General features: G+C 70.9%; 12 protein-coding genes. 10 read left to right on the top strand and 2 right to left on the bottom strand.

Annotation, left to right across the window (positions count from 1 at the left end; all coding sequences use genetic code 11):
* The 10 genes from MFF13_RS07630 to MFF13_RS07585 form a co-directional block, all read left to right on the top strand.
* The coding region (locus MFF13_RS07630; protein WP_238271741.1) for a 2Fe-2S iron-sulfur cluster-binding protein at positions 1-429 on the top strand (429 nt) is incomplete at its 5' end.
* Positions 426-1,376, top strand: a complete 951-nt coding sequence (locus tag MFF13_RS07625) for an FAD binding domain-containing protein (protein ID WP_147752072.1) — start codon at positions 426-428, stop codon at positions 1,374-1,376. The genes MFF13_RS07630 and MFF13_RS07625, both read left to right, overlap by 4 nt.
* Before the next feature lie 3 nt (positions 1,377-1,379).
* The gene (gene paoC / locus MFF13_RS07620) at positions 1,380-3,599 is read left to right on the top strand and encodes an aldehyde oxidoreductase molybdenum-binding subunit PaoC (RefSeq protein WP_147752073.1); all 2,220 of its coding nucleotides are present in this window, start codon (positions 1,380-1,382) and stop codon (positions 3,597-3,599) included.
* Positions 3,600-3,726: 127 nt separating this feature from the next.
* On the top strand, positions 3,727-4,839 hold the full coding sequence (locus MFF13_RS07615) for an FAD-binding domain-containing protein (protein WP_147752074.1): 1,113 nt from the start codon (positions 3,727-3,729) through the stop codon (positions 4,837-4,839).
* 96 nt (positions 4,840-4,935) lie between these two features.
* Complete coding sequence (locus MFF13_RS07610) at positions 4,936-6,075, top strand: metallophosphoesterase (RefSeq protein WP_147752075.1); 1,140 nt, start codon at positions 4,936-4,938, stop codon at positions 6,073-6,075.
* Between the two features lie 162 nt (positions 6,076-6,237).
* Positions 6,238-7,287: a ketopantoate reductase family protein gene (locus tag MFF13_RS07605; protein WP_147752076.1), complete on the top strand. Its 1,050-nt coding sequence runs from the start codon at positions 6,238-6,240 to the stop codon at positions 7,285-7,287.
* A gap of 28 nt (positions 7,288-7,315) precedes the next feature.
* Positions 7,316-8,239, top strand: coding sequence for a LysR family transcriptional regulator (locus MFF13_RS07600; RefSeq protein ID WP_147763166.1), 924 nt, complete (start codon positions 7,316-7,318; stop codon positions 8,237-8,239).
* A 109-nt stretch (positions 8,240-8,348) separates the two neighbouring features.
* A complete protein-coding gene (locus tag MFF13_RS07595) occupies positions 8,349-9,566 on the top strand; it encodes a CaiB/BaiF CoA transferase family protein (RefSeq protein ID WP_238271739.1) in 1,218 nt (405 codons plus the stop codon).
* On the top strand, positions 9,563-10,486 hold the full coding sequence (locus MFF13_RS07590; RefSeq protein WP_147752079.1) for a hydroxymethylglutaryl-CoA lyase: 924 nt from the start codon (positions 9,563-9,565) through the stop codon (positions 10,484-10,486). Before MFF13_RS07595 ends, MFF13_RS07590 begins: the two co-directional genes overlap by 4 nt.
* A 190-nt stretch (positions 10,487-10,676) precedes the next feature.
* Positions 10,677-11,996, top strand: coding sequence for an MFS transporter (locus MFF13_RS07585; RefSeq protein ID WP_147763168.1), 1,320 nt, complete (start codon positions 10,677-10,679; stop codon positions 11,994-11,996).
* Positions 11,997-12,131: 135 nt separating this feature from the next.
* Here MFF13_RS07585 and MFF13_RS07580 read toward each other — a convergent pair whose 3' ends face one another.
* Together MFF13_RS07580 and MFF13_RS07575 are read right to left on the bottom strand one after the other, a co-directional pair.
* Positions 12,132-14,837: an RICIN domain-containing protein gene (locus MFF13_RS07580; protein ID WP_238271737.1), complete on the bottom strand. Its 2,706-nt coding sequence runs from the start codon at positions 14,835-14,837 to the stop codon at positions 12,132-12,134.
* 252 nt (positions 14,838-15,089) lie between these two features.
* Complete coding sequence (locus MFF13_RS07575; RefSeq protein ID WP_238271735.1) at positions 15,090-15,773, bottom strand: SCO family protein; 684 nt, start codon at positions 15,771-15,773, stop codon at positions 15,090-15,092.
* Positions 15,774-15,811 lie beyond the last annotated feature (38 nt).

Below are 15,811 nucleotides of genomic sequence, written 5' to 3'. Positions count from 1 at the left end.
CTCACCGGCTCGAAGAAGGGCTGCGACCACGGCCAGTGCGGCGCCTGCACGATGATCGTCGACGGTCGGCGCATCAACGCCTGCCTGACGCTGGCGGTCATGCACCAGGGCGCGGAGATCACCACCATCGAGGGGCTCGGCCAGCCCGACAACCTCCACCCGATGCAGGCCGCCTTCATCCGCCACGACGGCTACCAGTGCGGCTACTGCACGCCGGGCCAGATCTGCTCCGGCGTCGCGGTGCTCGCCGAGATCGAGGCCGGCATCCCGAGCCACGTCACCGCCGACCTCACCGCGCAGACCACCGTGACCGAGGCCGAGATCCGCGAGCGCATGAGCGGCAACCTGTGCCGCTGCGGCGCCTATTCCAACATCGTCGAGGCGATGAGCGAAGTCGCCGGCCTCGAGACCGGCCGGAGGCACGCATGAGGTCCTTCACCTACGAGCGCCCGGACACGGCGGCCGCAGCCGCAGCCGCCGTCGCCGCCACGCCGAACGCCAAGTTCATCGCCGGGGGCACCAACCTCCTCGACCTGATGAAGCTGCAGATCGAGACGCCGACCCACCTCGTCGACGTGAACGGGCTCGGGCTCGACCGGATCGAGGCGACGCCGGACGGCGGACTGCGCATCGGCGCGCTGGTGCGCAACACCGACCTCGCCGCCGACGCGCGCGTCCGAAAGGATTACGGCGTGCTCTCGCGGGCGCTGCTCGCCGGCGCCTCGGGGCAACTGCGCAACAAGGCGACCACAGCCGGAAACCTGCTGCAGCGCACCCGCTGCCCGTACTTCTACGACACGGCCCAGGCCTGCAACAAACGCCAGCCCGGCTCGGGCTGCTCGGCCCTCGACGGGGTGAGCCGGCAACTCGCTGTCGTCGGCGGGAGCAACGCCTGCATCGCCACGCATCCCGGCGACATGGCGGTAGCGATGCGCGTCCTCGACGCCACCGTCGAGACGATCGATGCGAAGGGCGCCGAGCGCAGGATCCCGATCGCCGAGTTCCATCGCCTGCCCGGCGACGCGCCGGAGCTCGACACGACGCTGCGCTCAGGCGAGCTGATCACGGCGGTGACGTTGCCGAAGCCGGTGGCGGGCACGCACATCTACCGCAAGGTCCGCGATCGCGCCTCCTACGCCTACGCGCTGGTCTCGGTGGCGGCGATCCTCGGCAAGGACGGCGCCGGGCACGTCGCGTTCGGCGGGGTGGCGCACAAGCCCTGGCGGGTGGAGGCGGCCGAGGCCGACCTGCCGCGCGGGGCGAAGGCGGTGACGGACGCGGTCTTCGCCGACGCCGAGCCGACCCAAGAGAACGCCTACAAGCTGAAGCTCGCCGAGCGGACCCTGTCCGCCGCGCTCAACCAAGCCAGGGCCTGAGCCATGAAGTTCGATCAGCCAGCCGGCCAGAACCCCATCGATCAACTCAAGGTGGTAGGCAAGCCCACCGACCGCATCGACGGCAAATACAAGACCACCGGCACGGCGCCCTACGCCTACGAGCGCCACGACGTGGCGGCGAACCAGGCCTACGGCTACGTGCTCGGCGCCAGCATCGCCAAGGGCCGCGTCCGCGCGATCCACACGGAGGACGCCAAGCGCGCCCCCGGCGTGCTCGGGATCGTGACGACACTCGAGACCCCGCGGCTCGAGCGGGGCATGATGAACGCCGCCTACCTGTTCGGCGGCGACCAGATCCAGCACTACCATCAGGCCGTCGCCGTGGTGGTGGCCGAGACCTTCGAGCAGGCGCGCGCGGCAGCCTTCCTGGTCGCGGTCGACTACACCCCGGATGCCGGCAAGTTCGACCTCGCCGTCGAGGCGAAGGGCGCTCCGCCCGTGCCGGGCGACAGCGGCGAGGGCAGCGGCGGCGACGGCGAGGAGCGCGTCGGCGACTTCGAGGGGGCCTTCGCGCAGGCGCCGGTCACGCTCGACGAGCGCTACACCACCGCCGACGAGAGCCATGCGATGATGGAGCCGCACGCGACCATCGCGGCGTGGGACGGCGACAAGGTCACGCTCTGGACCTCGAACCAGATGATCGGCTGGGGCCACGGCAGCTTGGCCAAGATCCTCGGCGTGCCGAAGGAGAACGTCCGCCTCGATTCGCCCTATGTCGGGGGCGGCTTCGGCGGCAAGCTGTTCGTGCGCGCCGACGCGGTGCTCGCCGCCCTCGCGGCGAAGGCCTTGAAGCGGCCGGTGAAGGTCGCGCTGACGCGTCCCCTCATCGCCAACAACACCACGCACCGGCCGGCCACGATCCAGCGGGTGCGCATCGGCGCGACCAAGGACGGCACGATCACGGCCATCGCCCACGAGAGCACGTCCGGGAACCTTCCCGACGGCGATCCCGAGACGGCTGTGAGCCAGACCAAGCTGCTCTACGCCGGCGCCAACCGCCTGACCGCGATGAAGCTCGCCCACCTCGACCTGCCCGAGGGCAACGCGATGCGGGCGCCCGGCGAGGCGCCGGGCCTGATGGTGCTCGAGGTCGCCATGGACGAGATGGCGGAGAAACTCGGGATGGACCCGGTCGAGTTCCGCATCCGCAACGACACCCAGGTCGACCCGCAGGACCCGAAGCGGCCGTTCTCCAAGCGCGACCTCGTCGGCTGCCTGCGGCTCGGGGCGGAAACCTTCGGATGGGCCAAGCGCAACCCGCGCCCCGGCCAGGTCCGCGACGGCCAATGGCTCGTCGGCCACGGGATGGCGGCGGCCTTCCGAAACAACATGGTCCTGAAGTCCGGCGCCCGGGTGCGCCTGGACGGCGACGGCACGGTGACGGTCGAGACCGACATGACCGACATCGGCACCGGCAGCTACACCATCATCGCCCAGACGGCCGCCGAGATGATGGGCGTGACCCTCGACCGGGTCGTGGTGCGCCTCGGCGATTCCGCCTTCCCGGTCTCCTCGGGGTCCGGCGGGCAGTTCGGCGCCAACTCGTCGACGGCGGGCGTCTACGCGGCCTGCGTGAAGCTGCGCGAGGCGGTGGCGCAGCGGCTCGGCATCAACTCCGAAGACGCCGTGTTCGCCGACGGGCAAGTGCGGGCGGGCAACCGCGCCGTGCCGCTCGGCGAGGCGGCCGCCCAGGGCGCGCTGTCGGCCGAGGACACGATCGAGTTCGGCGACCTGTCCAAGAAGCAGCAGCAATCGACCTTCGGCGCCCACTTCGTCGAGGTCGGCGTCGACGCCGACACCGCCGAGATCCGCGTCCGCCGGATGCTGGCCGTATGCGCGGCCGGGCGCATCCTCAACCCGAAGTCGGCTCGCAGCCAGGTCATCGGCGGCATGGTGATGGGGACGGGCGCGGCGCTGATGGAGGAGCTTGCGGTCGACACCAAGCGCGGCTTCTTCGCCAACCACGACCTCGCGGGCTACGAGGTGCCGGTGCACGCCGACATCCCGCACCAGGAGGTGATCTTCCTCGACGAGGTCGATCCGATGTCCTCGCCGATGAAGGCCAAGGGCGTCGGCGAGCTCGGGATCTGCGGCGTCGGGGCGGCGGTGGCGAACGCCGTCTACAACGCCACCGGCATCCGCGTCCGCGACTATCCGCTGACCCTGGACAAGTTCCTCGACCGGCTGCCCGAGGCGGCCTGAGCGCAATCCCCCCCGGAGCCGGACCGATCCCGGCACCGGGGGTTTTCAGGGAAATCGGTCGCATCCATGCCCTCTCGCGCCGCGCTAGCTCGACGGCATGGATCGAAGCTTTCCCCTCACCTTTCCGATGACTCGCGCCGCCGGGCTCGACCGCCTCTCGGCCTTCCTCGCGGAGGCAGGGGCGGATTACGCCGCCGCCCGCAACACCGACCGTGGGCCGGACGCGCGGCCGACCACCTCGGCGCTCTCGCCCTACCTGCGCCGGCGCCTCGTGACGGAAGCGGAGGTCGTGGCCGCCGCCGAAGCCGCCTTCGGCGATGGCGGCGCGGAGAAGTTCGTGTCGGAGGTCTTCTGGCGGACCTACTTCAAGGGCCATCTCGAGACCCATCCAGCAGCCTGGACGGACTTCCTGGCGCTTGCCGCGGCCGACCGGGGGCGGCTTGCGGCCGAGCCCGGCCTACGCCGGACCTTCGAGGCCGCGATCGCGGGCCGGACCGGCATCGACGGCTTCGACGACTGGGCGCAGCAACTCGTCGAGACCGGCTGGCTGCACAACCATGCCCGGATGTGGTTCGCCTCGATCTGGATCTTCACCCTGCGCCTGCCTTGGGCGCTCGGCGCGGACTTCTTCCTGCGCCACCTCCTCGACGGCGACCCGGCGAGCAACACCCTGTCCTGGCGCTGGGTGGCGGGCCTGCACACGCGGGGCAAGCACTACGTGGCGCGTGCCGAGAACATCCGGCGCTACACGGAGGATCGCTTCGACCCTCGAAACCTCGACGAGTATCCGGACGCCCTCGACGAGCCGATGCCGCCGCGCGAGGTCGCCCTGCCGGCCGCCGACGCCGCGCCCTCGGGCGACGTCGCCCTGCTCCTGCACCTCGACGACCTGCACCCGGAGAGCCTGCCGCTGGGCGCGGCGCGCGTGGTGCGGGTCGGAGGGCTGATCGCGCATGCCGAGGGGGCGTCCGAGGCCGTCCGGGCGGCGGACGCCGCCGCGATGCGCGATGCGCTGGACCGGGCGGCGGCCCGTTTCGACTGCTCGGCGGGACCGGCGACTGGCGCCTGGGCCGGGGCGCTTCCCGTCGTCACCGCCTGGGCGCCCGTCGGCCCGTCGGCGGCAGTGCTGCCCGAAGCGGTCTTGCGGCTGCGCCGACCCTGGGACGAGGCGGCCTGGCCGCTCTCGAACCGCGGATATTCCAGGCTCCGCTCCGCGATTCCGCGATTGACCGCAGCCTGACGCCCCTGTCGGCGGCGCCTCGCGAGGCGCCGCGCGCTGGCGCCCGAATGCGAAGGCCCTGGCCCCGGTGCCGGCTTTCGGCGTAGCCGGACGGCTATGTTCCATCTGATCTTCAGCCTCCCCTGCCTGTACGTCGTCACGCGGGTGCTCTGGCCGCTGCCGGGGCCGCCCGCGGCGAAGGCCGCCGTGGCGGTGCTGCTGCTCGTCGCCTCGCAGTACCACCTGTGGTGCCGCCTCTCCTCCGGCTCGGTGTTCGCGCCCGAGTTCCCGCGTTGGCTGGTGGTGCTGTTCAACGGAGCCTTCGGCGCCATCCTGCTGCTCGCTGGGATGCAGATGGCGCTCGACGCCGCTGCGCTGGTCGCGTGGCCGTTCGGCGGCTGGGCGATCCCCGCTGCCTGCCGCGACGGGGCGGCTGCGCTCGCGCTGCTGCTGTCGGCGTTGGCGGTGCGGCAGGCGGTACGGCTGCCGCCGCTCCTGGACGTCGAAGTGCGGATCGCGAACCTCCCCGACGCCTTCGACGGCTACACGCTTCTGCAGCTGACCGACCTCCACATCAGCCGGCTCTTCCCGGCCCCCTGGACCGAACAGGTGGTCGCGCGCTCCAACCGCCTCGGCGTGGACCTCGTCGTGATCACCGGCGACCTGATCGACGGCGCGCTGGCCTCGCGTCGCGCCGACGTGGCGCCGCTCGCCCGGCTCGGCGCGCCGGACGGCGTCTGGATCGTGCCCGGCAACCACGAGTACTTCTTCGACTACCCCGCCTGGATGCGGCACGATGCCGAGCTCGGCATGCGGGTGCTCGCGAACCGGCACACGGTGCTGCGGCGCGGCGACGCCGCCCTGGTGCTCGCGGGCGTCACAGACCGTTCGGCGCCGCAGACCGGCCACCCGGGACCCGATCTCGACGCCGCGCTCGCGGGCGCGCCTCCGGGCGCGCCGATCATCCTCCTCGACCATCAGCCCAAGGGCGCGCGGGCGGCGGCCGCGCGCGGCGTCGCGCTGCAGCTCTCCGGCCATACCCATGGCGGAATGATCGCAGGGTTCGACCGGCTGTTCGCCCGCGCCAACGGCGGCTTCGTCTCGGGCCGCTACGCGGTCGGGGGCATGATTCTCTACGTCAACAACGGCACCGGGCTCTGGCCTGGCTTCGCCCTGAGGCTCGGGCGCCCCTCCGAGCTGACGCGCATCACCCTGCGCCGGGGCGATGACGCCGCCGACCCGGCGCCGACCCGATAAGTCGCGCTGAACGAGAGCGCTGCCGCCACGTCGGCGCCGTGGATCGCGTTGCGCGTCAAGCCAAGCGTGGCTTGCGTGCGAGCCGGACGACTGGGTATACCAGATACACGCCGGATGATCGTCCGACGCAAAAACAATAACCTAACTCTCAGGGATGAAATCATGCCGCGCCGAATCTTGATCCTCGGGGCATCTTACGGCTCGCTGCTTGCGACGAAGCTGTTGATGGCCGGTCACGACGTGACGCTCGTCTGTCGTCGGAAGACCGCGGATCTCATCAACAGCCAGGGCACCGAGGTGCGCATCAAGCTGCGCGACGAGGCCACGCACCGGGCGTTCCACTCGCGCGACCTGCCGGGCAAGGTCGACGCGATGCCGCCCGAAGACGTCGACGTGTCGCGCTACGACCTCGTCGGCTTGGCGATGCAGGAGCCGCAGTACAACAACCACACGATCCGTGTGCTGATGATCAAGATCGCCGCGGCCAAGCTGCCGTGCCTGTCGATCATGAACATGCCGCCGCTGCCCTATCTCGAGCGGATTCCGGCGCTGGCGAAGATGGACCTGCGCGAGGCCTACACCAATGCCGGCGTCTGGGACCGCTTCGAGCCGGGCCTGATGTCGCTGTGCTCGCCCGATCCGCAGGCGTTCCGCCCGCCGGACGAGCCCGCCAACGTCCTCCATGTCGGGCTGCCGACGAACTTCAAGGCGGCGACCTTCGCCGACCCCGAGCACAACAAACTGCTCCGGGAGCTGGAAGCGGGCATCGACGCGGTGCGGGTCGACGGGCACGACGTCCCCGTGAAGCTGAAGGTGTTCGATTCGCTGTTCGTGCCGCTGGCGAAGTGGTCCATGCTGCTCACCGGCAACTATCGCTGCATCACCCCCGAGGCCCCGCGCTCGATCCGCGATGCGGTGCACGGCGACCTCGATCGCTCGCGCGCGATCTACGAGCATGTCGACGCGCTGGCCCGCCGCCTCGGTGCCGACCCCGCCGACCAGGTGCCGTTCGAGAAGTACGCCAAGGCGGCCGAGGGCCTCCTGAAGCCGTCCTCGGCCGCCCGCGCGGTGGAGAGCGGCGCGCCGTACATCGAGCGCGTCGACCTGCTGCTCAAGCTGATCTCGCACCAGCTCGACATGCCCGAGGCCGAGATCGACCGCACGGTCGAGATCGTGGACCGCAAGCTCGACGAGCGCATCATCCCGGGCTGATTCCCGGAGCGGCGGGAGAGCGGGGACCATGTCGGAGGGAACGCCGACCCCGTTCATCCTGAACCGCCTCGACTTGAAGACGCTGCGCCTGTTCGCAGCGATCTGCGAGGAGGGCACGCTCAACGGCGCGGCGCGGCGGGCCGCGATCGCGCCGTCGGCCGTCAGCAAGCGCCTCGCCGAGCTGGAGCGGGCGCTGTGCTGCACGCTGCTCACCCGCGAGCCTAGGGGCATGCGCCCGACGCCGGCCGGCGAGACGCTGCTGCACCACACCCGCCGGATGCTCGGGTCGGCCGAGCAGATCGCCCTCGAACTCGCCGAGCACGCCAGCGGCCTGCGCGGCTTCGTCCGCGTGCTGGCGAACCTCTCGGCGATCGTGCAGTTCCTGCCGGAGGACCTGCAGGCCTTCCTGGCCGCCCAGGCCGGCATCGGCGTCGACCTGGAGGAGCGCCCGAGCGGCGGCGTGGTCGCCGGCGTCGAGGAAGGCGCCGCCGACCTCGGCATCTGCGCCGGCCGCACCGATCCGCGCTCGCTCAAGGCCTATCCGTATCGCGGCGACCGCCTCGTCCTCGTCGTGCCCGCCGGCCATCCCCTGGCCGGCCGAGACGCCCTCGCCTTCGCCGACACCCTCGACTACGACCATGTCGGCATGCACCGGGAAAGCTCGATCTACGGCACGCTCCGCGACGAGGCCCGGCGCCTCGGGCGGCCGCTGCGCCTGCGCGTCCACGTGCCGAGCTTCGACGCGATCTGCCGGATGGCGCAGGCCGGAATGGGGCTCGGCGTCGTGCCCGAGCGGGTCCACGCCCTGCTCGGGCCGCAGATGAACGTCGTCGCCGTGCCGCTCACCGACCCGTGGGCACGGCGGACGCTCAGCCTCGTCGTCCGGCCGGGCGCGCAATCGCCGGCGGCGGCCATGCTGTTCGACCACCTGCGGCTGACCGCGGACGCCTGAACGGCAAGACCTGCGTTCGCGTTAGGAGAACGCAGGCTGGTGCATCGCGTTTGGACACCCTGCGGCCGATCCCATACCGATCGGTCCAAAGACGATGGAGGGAACGCCGATGCCAGGCCCGGTGCAAGCTTCGGCCAACGGCCCGCTCGACGGAATCCGGGTCCTCGAGCTCGGTCAGCTGATCGCGGCGCCGTTCGCCACCAAGATCCTCGGCGAGTTCGGTGCCGAAGTGATCAAGGTCGAGGCCCCGAAGGACGGCGACCCACTGCGCCGGTGGCGCAAGATGCACGAAGGCACGTCGCTCTGGTGGTACCTGCAGTCGCGCAACAAGAAGTCGATCGCGATCAACCTGAAGTCGCCCGATGGGCTCGACATCGTGAAGGACCTCGTGCGCAGCGCCGACGTGGTGGTCGAGAACTTCCGGCCCGGCGGACTGGAGAAGCTGGGCCTCGGCTGGGACGTGCTCTCCGAGCTGAACCCGAAGCTCGTGATGGTTCGCATCACCGGCTACGGCCAGACCGGCCCCTACCGCGACCGGCCGGGCTTCGGCGCGATCGGCGAGTCGATGGGCGGCATCCGCTTCACCACCGGAAGCCCGGAAAGCCCACCCGCCCGCGTCGGGGTCAGCATCGGCGACACGCTGGCCTCGCTCCATGGCGTCATCGGCGCGCTGATGGCGCTGCTGCACGTGAAGACCGCCGGCGGCCAGGGCCAGGTCATCGACGTCTCGCTCGTGGAGAGCGTGTTCAACGTGATGGAGAGCCTGGTTCCGGAATACGACCTGCTGGGCGAAATCCGCACCCGGACCGGCGGGGCGCTGCCCGGCATCACGCCCTCGAACACCTATCCGACCAAGGACGACGGCTTCGTCGTCGTCGCCGGCAACTCGGACCCGATCTTCCGGCGCCTGATGACGGCGATCGGCCGGCCGGACCTCGCCGACGACCCGGCGCTGCGCAACAACGACGGCCGCTCGAAGGTCGCCGGCATGCTCGACGGCGTGATCGCAGACTGGACCCGAGAACGCAGCGTGGACGAGGCGCTGGCGGTGCTCGACGCGGCGGACGTGCCGGCGGGCCGGATCTACTCGGTGGCCGACATCGTCGCCGACCCGCACTACGCCGCCCGCGACATGATCCTCGACGCGGAGCTGCCCGGCGGCACGAAGGTGAAGATGCCCGGCATCGTGCCCAAGCTCTCCGGCACCCCCGGCGCGGTGCGCTGGCAGGGGCCGGCGCTCGGCGCCCACACCGATTCCGTGCTCGCCGACCTCGGCCGCGACACCGAGACCATCGAGCGCCTGCGCCGCGAGGGAGCCGTGCAATGACGGGCGATGCCATGCTGATCCAGGAGGTCGCCACCCGCGACGGGTTCCAGATCGAGCCCCGCTACGTCGAAACCGCCGACAAGGTCGCGCTGGTCGACGCGCTCTCGGCCGCAGGCTTCTCGCGGATCGAGGTGTCGTCCTTCGTCTCGCCGAAGGCCGTGCCGGCGCTTCGCGACGCGGCTGAAGTCTTCGCCGGGATCGGCCGGCGGCCCGGCACCGTCTACGTCGCCCTGGTGCCGAACCCGAAGGGCGCCGAGCGGGCGCTCGCGGCCGGCGTCGGCGAGGTCAACCTCGTCGCCTCGGTGAGCGAGACCCACAACCGCGCCAACATGGGCATGACCCCGGAGGCCTCGATCGAGGGGTTCGCGCGGATCATGGAGACGGTGAAGGGCGCCCACGTCTCGACCAACGCCACGGTGGCCACCGCCTTCGGCTGCCCGTTCGAGGGCGACCAGCCGACCGACAAAGTGATCGCCCAGGTCGAGCGCTACCTCGCCCTCGGGATCGGCGGCGTCACGCTCGCCGACACCACCGGCATGGCCAACCCGCGGCAAGTGGAACGCCTCGTCGCCCGCGCGCTGGCGATCGTGCCGGCGGAAAGGCTGACCCTGCACTTCCACAACACCCGCGGCCTTGGCCTCGCCAACGTGCTCGCGGCCTACGGCGCCGGCGCGCGCCGGTTCGACGCGGCGCTCGGCGGCCTCGGCGGCTGTCCGTTCGCGCCCGGCGCCACCGGGAACATCTGCACCGAGGACCTCGTCAGCATGGCCCACGAGATGGGCATCGCCACCGGCCTCGACCTCGACGCGCTGATCGGCCTCTCCCGCGACCTGCCGCGCCTCGTCGGCCACGACGTGCCCGGCCAGGTCGCCAAGGCCGGCCGCCCCGGCGACCTGCACCCGGTTCCCCAGGCGGCTTGAGCCGCAAACACCGCGACGAGGCGGCGTGAGCCGCGGAAGCTGCAACCCGGCGGCGCGAGCCGCCCGAAACCTCGATCCGTGTCGGATAGCCCCCGCAGAAGGCGGCGCCGCCGCGTTCGCGCGCATCCTGCCTTCGGTCTTCAAGACCGGCCGGCGGGGTCGCGCATGCCGCCCGTTCCAGGAGGAAACCATGACCGCCGCCACGACCGGCCCGCTCGCGGGTGCCGACCAGATCACCGAGGGCGGCATCGTCCGCAAGGCCGCGTGGCGGCTGATGCCGCTGATCATGGTCTGCTACATGTTCGCGTTCTTCGACCGGATCAACATCAGCTTCGCCAAGTTCCAGCTGCAGAGCGACCTCGGCTTCAGCAACGTCGCCTACGGGCTCGGGGCGAGCATGTTCGTCGTCGGCTACGTGATCTTCGAGGTGCCCTCGAACCTGCTGCTGTACAAGGTCGGCGCACGGCGCTGGATCGCCCGGATCATGATCTCGTGGGGCATCGCCACCGCGCTGATGGTGTTCATTTCCACCGAGTGGCACTTCTACGTGCTGCGCTTCATCATCGGCGCGATGGAGGCCGGCTTCGCCCCGGGCATCCTGTACTACCTGACCCTGTGGTTCCCGGCCTCGTTCCGCGGGCGTGTCACCTCGTTCCTGTTCGTGGCCTCGGCCTTCTCCGGCATCTTCGGGGCACCGGTGGCGGGCCTGATCCTCGGCGGCCTCAACGGCACGATGGGTCTTGCCGGCTGGCAGTGGCTGTTCCTGGCCGGCGGCCTGCCCTGCCTCGTGCTCGGCGTGCTGGTGTTCCTGCGCCTGGACGACCGGATCTCGGATGCGCGCTGGCTGACGCAGCCGGAGAAGGACCTGCTCGCCTCCAAGATCGCCCACCACAATCGCGACATCGGCGACCATTCGCTCTGGGGGGCGATCAAGCAGCCGGGCTTCCTGCTGATCGCGCTCGTGTACTTCCTGCTCCAGGTCGGCTCGTACGGCCTGAACTTCTGGGGGCCGGACCTGATCAAGACCGCCACCGGCGGCACCGCGGCCTCGGTCGGCTTCCTCACGGCGATCCCCTACATCTGCGGCGCGATCAGCATGGTCGTCGGGCGCCTCTCCGACGCCTCCGGCGACCGGCCGAAATTCGTGGCGGGCCTCGCGGTCGCGGCGGCCGTCGGCTTCTTCGCCGCCGGGCTGTTCGACAAGCAGATCGTGCCGCTGATGATCGCGCTGGCGCTCGTCGGGGCCGGCATCGTCGCCTCGATCCCGACCTTCTGGACGCTTCCGGCCAAGCTCGTCACCGGCGTCGGCGCCGCCGGCGGCATCGCGCTGATCAACACGCTGGGCCAGTTCGGCGGCATCGTCAGCCCCGTGGCGGTCGGCTGGGTGAAGGATCTCACCGGCTCGACGACGCTCGCGCTCTACGGCATCGGCGTCCTCTGCCTGGTCGCGGCCGGGCTGCTGATCTTCGCCTCGCCCGCGAGCCTGCGCCGCAACGACCGCAACCCGTGAACGCGACGACGCCCGTCACATCCCCGTTCGCTGCGCCGCCGCGGACCCGCAACGTACGGCTTGCGGGAAACCGGAGCGTTACATCGCTCGGATCCAGCATGCCGCTTCCACGCGGGAAGCAGCATGTCTTGCGCCCTACCAGCCCGATTGCGGGCCGACGAAGGTCTGGTTCAGGCCGCCGTGGCAGGCCCACTGGATGGCTCCGGCTCCTCTCGCCGTCGACGCGCCGCCGACGTCGAGGCACTGGTTCGAATGCTTCGCGACCAGCGCGACGCCGTTCCCCTGGGCCTTGGTCGCCCAGACTTGGTTGGGCCCACCGGTGCAGCTCCACTGCCAGGCCTGCGCACCGACAGCCTGCGAGACGCCCCAGACATCGAGGCAGCGGCCGGTGGAGGCGTTCGTCACCGTATAGCCGCCGGCGACGGCCGTGAACTTCCACTGCTGCTCGGCGCCGCCGGTGCAGACCTGCTGGGTCACGGGCGCCCCGTCGTTGGTGTTGCCGGCCGGCACCGCGAGGCACATCCCGGAATGGGCGGCCTTGAGCAGGGTCGTGTTGGTGCTCGCGGTCGGCGCCGGGGTCGGCGTCAGGGTGGTGTCGAGCGACGGCCGCTCGCAGAACGAAGCCTGCTGGCGGTAGTCCTGCGTTTCGACGAAACCATCGATCCCGAGCGTGGTGTCGGGCCGAACCTTGACGAAGTAGTTCGGGAAGTTGACCGACTCGTAGGACACGCAAGGCCCGCTGTTGCAGCCGCAGGTCTGCGCGAGCGCGGTGCGGCGGGTGAAGCTCGCGTCCGGGCTCGTCCCGATGGACATCACGGGATTGCTGTAGAGCGCGAAGCCGGCGTGCCTAAGATATCGGGTGGTCTCGCGGGTCATCTGGAAGCTCGATCCCTTGCCGCTCAGGCCCGGGACGAGCTTGAAGCTCGCCTCCTGGCGATCGGTCGCGTTGGTCGCCGGCGCCGACGCCATCAACTCGCCGAACACGCGCCGGACGTAGGTGCCGGGCTTGCTCGCGGATTCGAGGCTGATCGCCGCCGTCGGCGTCACGCCCGTAGCCGTACCGCCGGTGCCCGTGCCGCCGGTGGCGGTTCCGGTCCCACCCGTCGTACCGCCGGTGCCGGCCGCGCCGCCTGACGCGCCGCCCGTGGTTCCGCCGGCGTTGCTCGCGACGGCGATCACGGCCGGGGTCGGCGCACTCGCCAGCGGCGGGGCCGCCGTGTTCGGGCCGATCGCGACGATGATTCCGGGCGACGGCACGCCTTTCTGGTCGATCATGACCAACTGGTAGTAGCCGGGGGGCGCGACGTTGGCCGAGGCCGGCGCCTGGACCGCCACCGTGCCGTCAGAGCTCACCCCTGCGTTGAGCACCATGCGCCGCTGCGTCGCGTTGAAGCTGTGCGTGACGAGGCCGAGGCCGAGCAGCACGACCTGCGAGACGCCGGCCTGCGCGGTCACCTCGACCTGCATCCACTGGCCGTAGTTCAGGCGGTTCGTCGTCAGGCTGAGGATCTGCGGGCGCGGTGCCAGCGCCGCCTTGCCGTTGACGCTGGTGAACAGGTAGGGCGGGTAGTAGACCTCGGCGTTCTTGTTGTTCACGGGACCGGGCGCCCCGCCGCCGCTGGTGAGGACCGTACCGTTCTGCATCAGCAGCGCGGTCGAGTGATAGCCGCGATAGATCGAGGCCGCCGGGCCGAGGGTCCACGCCCCGGTCTTCGGGTCCCACATCTCCATCGGCAGCACCGCGTTGCCGTCGGCTTGGTCGTCCCACAGGCTGCCGCCGGTGACCGCCACGAGGCCGGTCGGCAGCACCGTCGCGTTCGCCCAGGAGCGACCGATCTTGGTCGGCGCCGTCTCCGTGAGGACAGGGTTGCCTCCGGTGATGTCGACCAGCGTGGCGCGGCTGCTGGCGAGGAAGCCGCTGCTGTTGTCGTAGCTGTTGCCGCCGAGCTGGAGGATCCGGCCGGTGTCGTACATCACGGCCGTCGAGCTCGGTCCGACGTTCGGGGCGTCGGCCGCCGTATTGGCGCTCCGCTGCGGCTCCTTGAACGGCGTCACCGCGATCGAGCCGTTTCCGGTCGGATCGAGGTACCACATCTTCTCGGCGCTGACGCCGAACACCTTGCCGTTCGGCGCGATCCAGGCACGCGGATACCACCAACGATTGTTCTCGGGTCCGAACGCGTCGCGGCTGTTGGCGCCGAACAGGCTGCTCCAGCGCGTGCCGTCGTAGACCTCCGGGGTCATCCCGCTCATGAAGCCCTTGTTGATGCTGCCCTGGGGATCAGCCCAGCCGCCGTTGTACGGGTATGAGCCGCCCATGATGAGTTGGCGACCGTCGGGCAGGCTGAGCATCGTGGAGTAGTAGCGGTCCGCGGCCATCTGCGCCCCGAGCGGCGAGACGCCGGTGCCCAGCCCGTTGACGACGGCGGCCCCCTTGTCGACGCCGGCCTCGAAGATGCCGCCCGCGGCCATCAGCGAGCCGTCCGCCTGGAAGGCCATGGTCGAACAGAAGCTGTTCACGTTCGCGACGGCCGGAAGGATCGTGTGCCCGCTCGGGTCGAAGCCCTTGGAAGGGTCCCAGATGTCGTAATAGCGCCCGCTCTGGACGGCGGCGTCGTCGGGCGGCGACCCGAACGAGACGAGCTTGCCGGAGGGCAACAGGCCCATGCTGATCGCGTTCAGGGGCCAAGCGAAGACGCCGCGCCACATGCCTTGAGCCGGTGCCGTGTCGGGAATCGCGGTCGGCGTGCCGAACGGGTCCTGCACCTGAGTCACGACGACGGGAAACTTGGCCGCCTCGGCGGACAGGCCGGCCATCCCGGCCAGCATCGTCGCCGACATGAGCGACCGCGCGAGGGCGCGTCCGGCTCGCGGACGCGGCCGGGAAGATTTCGGTATCATGATCCTGCATTCCCCTTTTTCGACGTCGATGGAACACCCGCCGGCGGTCGTCATCGGTGTCGGACCGCAGTCTTCCACCTCGACGACCACGTTCGAATGCGGATCGAGCGGCTGGGAACACCAATATTCCGGGAACCGTTGTCGCGCCGTTGCGAGGGGTGGTTAAAATTCCCATCCGGCGATCGGGCGGCTCTACGGTGCGGCGGACGCCGCAGGGCGCGGCGGATGCCCGACGCCGTCCTCGAGGCTGTGGAGCACGGCGATGTCGCGTCGGAGCCGCGGGACGTCGAGGGGGTCGCCGCCATAGGTCATCGCGATCTGCCCGCGGCGGTCGAAGACCAGGACGGTCGGCGGCGGTTCGGGCAATCGATCCGCCGGGTAGCGCAGCGCCGCGATCACGCCGGCCGTCGCCGCGGCGGTCCCCGTGACGAGTCGAAGTTTCCCTGCGTCGATCCTCAGCCCTTCGGCGAACCGGCGCAGGGCCGCGACGTCGTCCCGATCCGGCGCCACGCTGGCGGCGAGGACTACGGTCCGCGCCCGGACGTCCGGGGGCAGGTCGCGGGTGAGGTCGGCGAGGGCGAGCGTGCGCGCGACGCAGGTGATCAGGCAGTCGGTGCTCACGAAAGACAGCACGACCACCCGGTCGCGCAGGGACGACGGCGCGAGGACGCGGCCCGACTGATCGATCCGAGGGGCCGCCACCGGGTCGCCCGACCAGAGCAGGTCGGACAGCGCGGTCTCCGGCCGAAGCGCGTCGTCACGCCCGCCCGGAGCGGACGACGTCGCGCCGGCCGCAAGCAGGCCGGCGCCGAGGACGGGAAGGACCCGGCGCAGCAGCCGCGTCGCAAGGCTCCCGCGTGAAAGAACGCCGCGCATCACGAGATACACCTACGGTTGGCTTCGGACGGCCGAAC

The sequence above is a fragment of the Methylobacterium cerastii genome, from assembly GCF_022179125.1.
Lineage (GTDB): Bacteria > Pseudomonadota > Alphaproteobacteria > Rhizobiales > Beijerinckiaceae > Methylobacterium > Methylobacterium cerastii.
The sequence above is the reverse complement of the archived record's forward strand: the minus strand, read 5'-3'. Positions and strand labels throughout refer to the sequence as shown.

Coding starts and splice junctions, on each gene's coding strand:
- MFF13_RS07595 (WP_238271739.1), top strand. CDS start 8,349: ATGCCAGGCCCGGTGCAAGCTTCGGCCAACGGCCCGCTCGACGGAATC.
- MFF13_RS07605 (WP_147752076.1), top strand. CDS start 6,238: ATGCCGCGCCGAATCTTGATCCTCGGGGCATCTTACGGCTCGCTGCTT.
- MFF13_RS07625 (WP_147752072.1), top strand. CDS start 426: ATGAGGTCCTTCACCTACGAGCGCCCGGACACGGCGGCCGCAGCCGCA.
- MFF13_RS07600 (WP_147763166.1), top strand. CDS start 7,316: ATGTCGGAGGGAACGCCGACCCCGTTCATCCTGAACCGCCTCGACTTG.
- MFF13_RS07575 (WP_238271735.1), bottom strand. CDS start 15,773: ATGCGCGGCGTTCTTTCACGCGGGAGCCTTGCGACGCGGCTGCTGCGC.
- MFF13_RS07615 (WP_147752074.1), top strand. CDS start 3,727: ATGACTCGCGCCGCCGGGCTCGACCGCCTCTCGGCCTTCCTCGCGGAG.
- paoC (WP_147752073.1), top strand. CDS start 1,380: ATGAAGTTCGATCAGCCAGCCGGCCAGAACCCCATCGATCAACTCAAG.
- MFF13_RS07585 (WP_147763168.1), top strand. CDS start 10,677: ATGACCGCCGCCACGACCGGCCCGCTCGCGGGTGCCGACCAGATCACC.
- MFF13_RS07580 (WP_238271737.1), bottom strand. CDS start 14,837: ATGTCGGCGACGATGCTGGCCGGGATGGCCGGCCTGTCCGCCGAGGCG.
- MFF13_RS07590 (WP_147752079.1), top strand. CDS start 9,563: ATGACGGGCGATGCCATGCTGATCCAGGAGGTCGCCACCCGCGACGGG.
- MFF13_RS07610 (WP_147752075.1), top strand. CDS start 4,936: ATGTTCCATCTGATCTTCAGCCTCCCCTGCCTGTACGTCGTCACGCGG.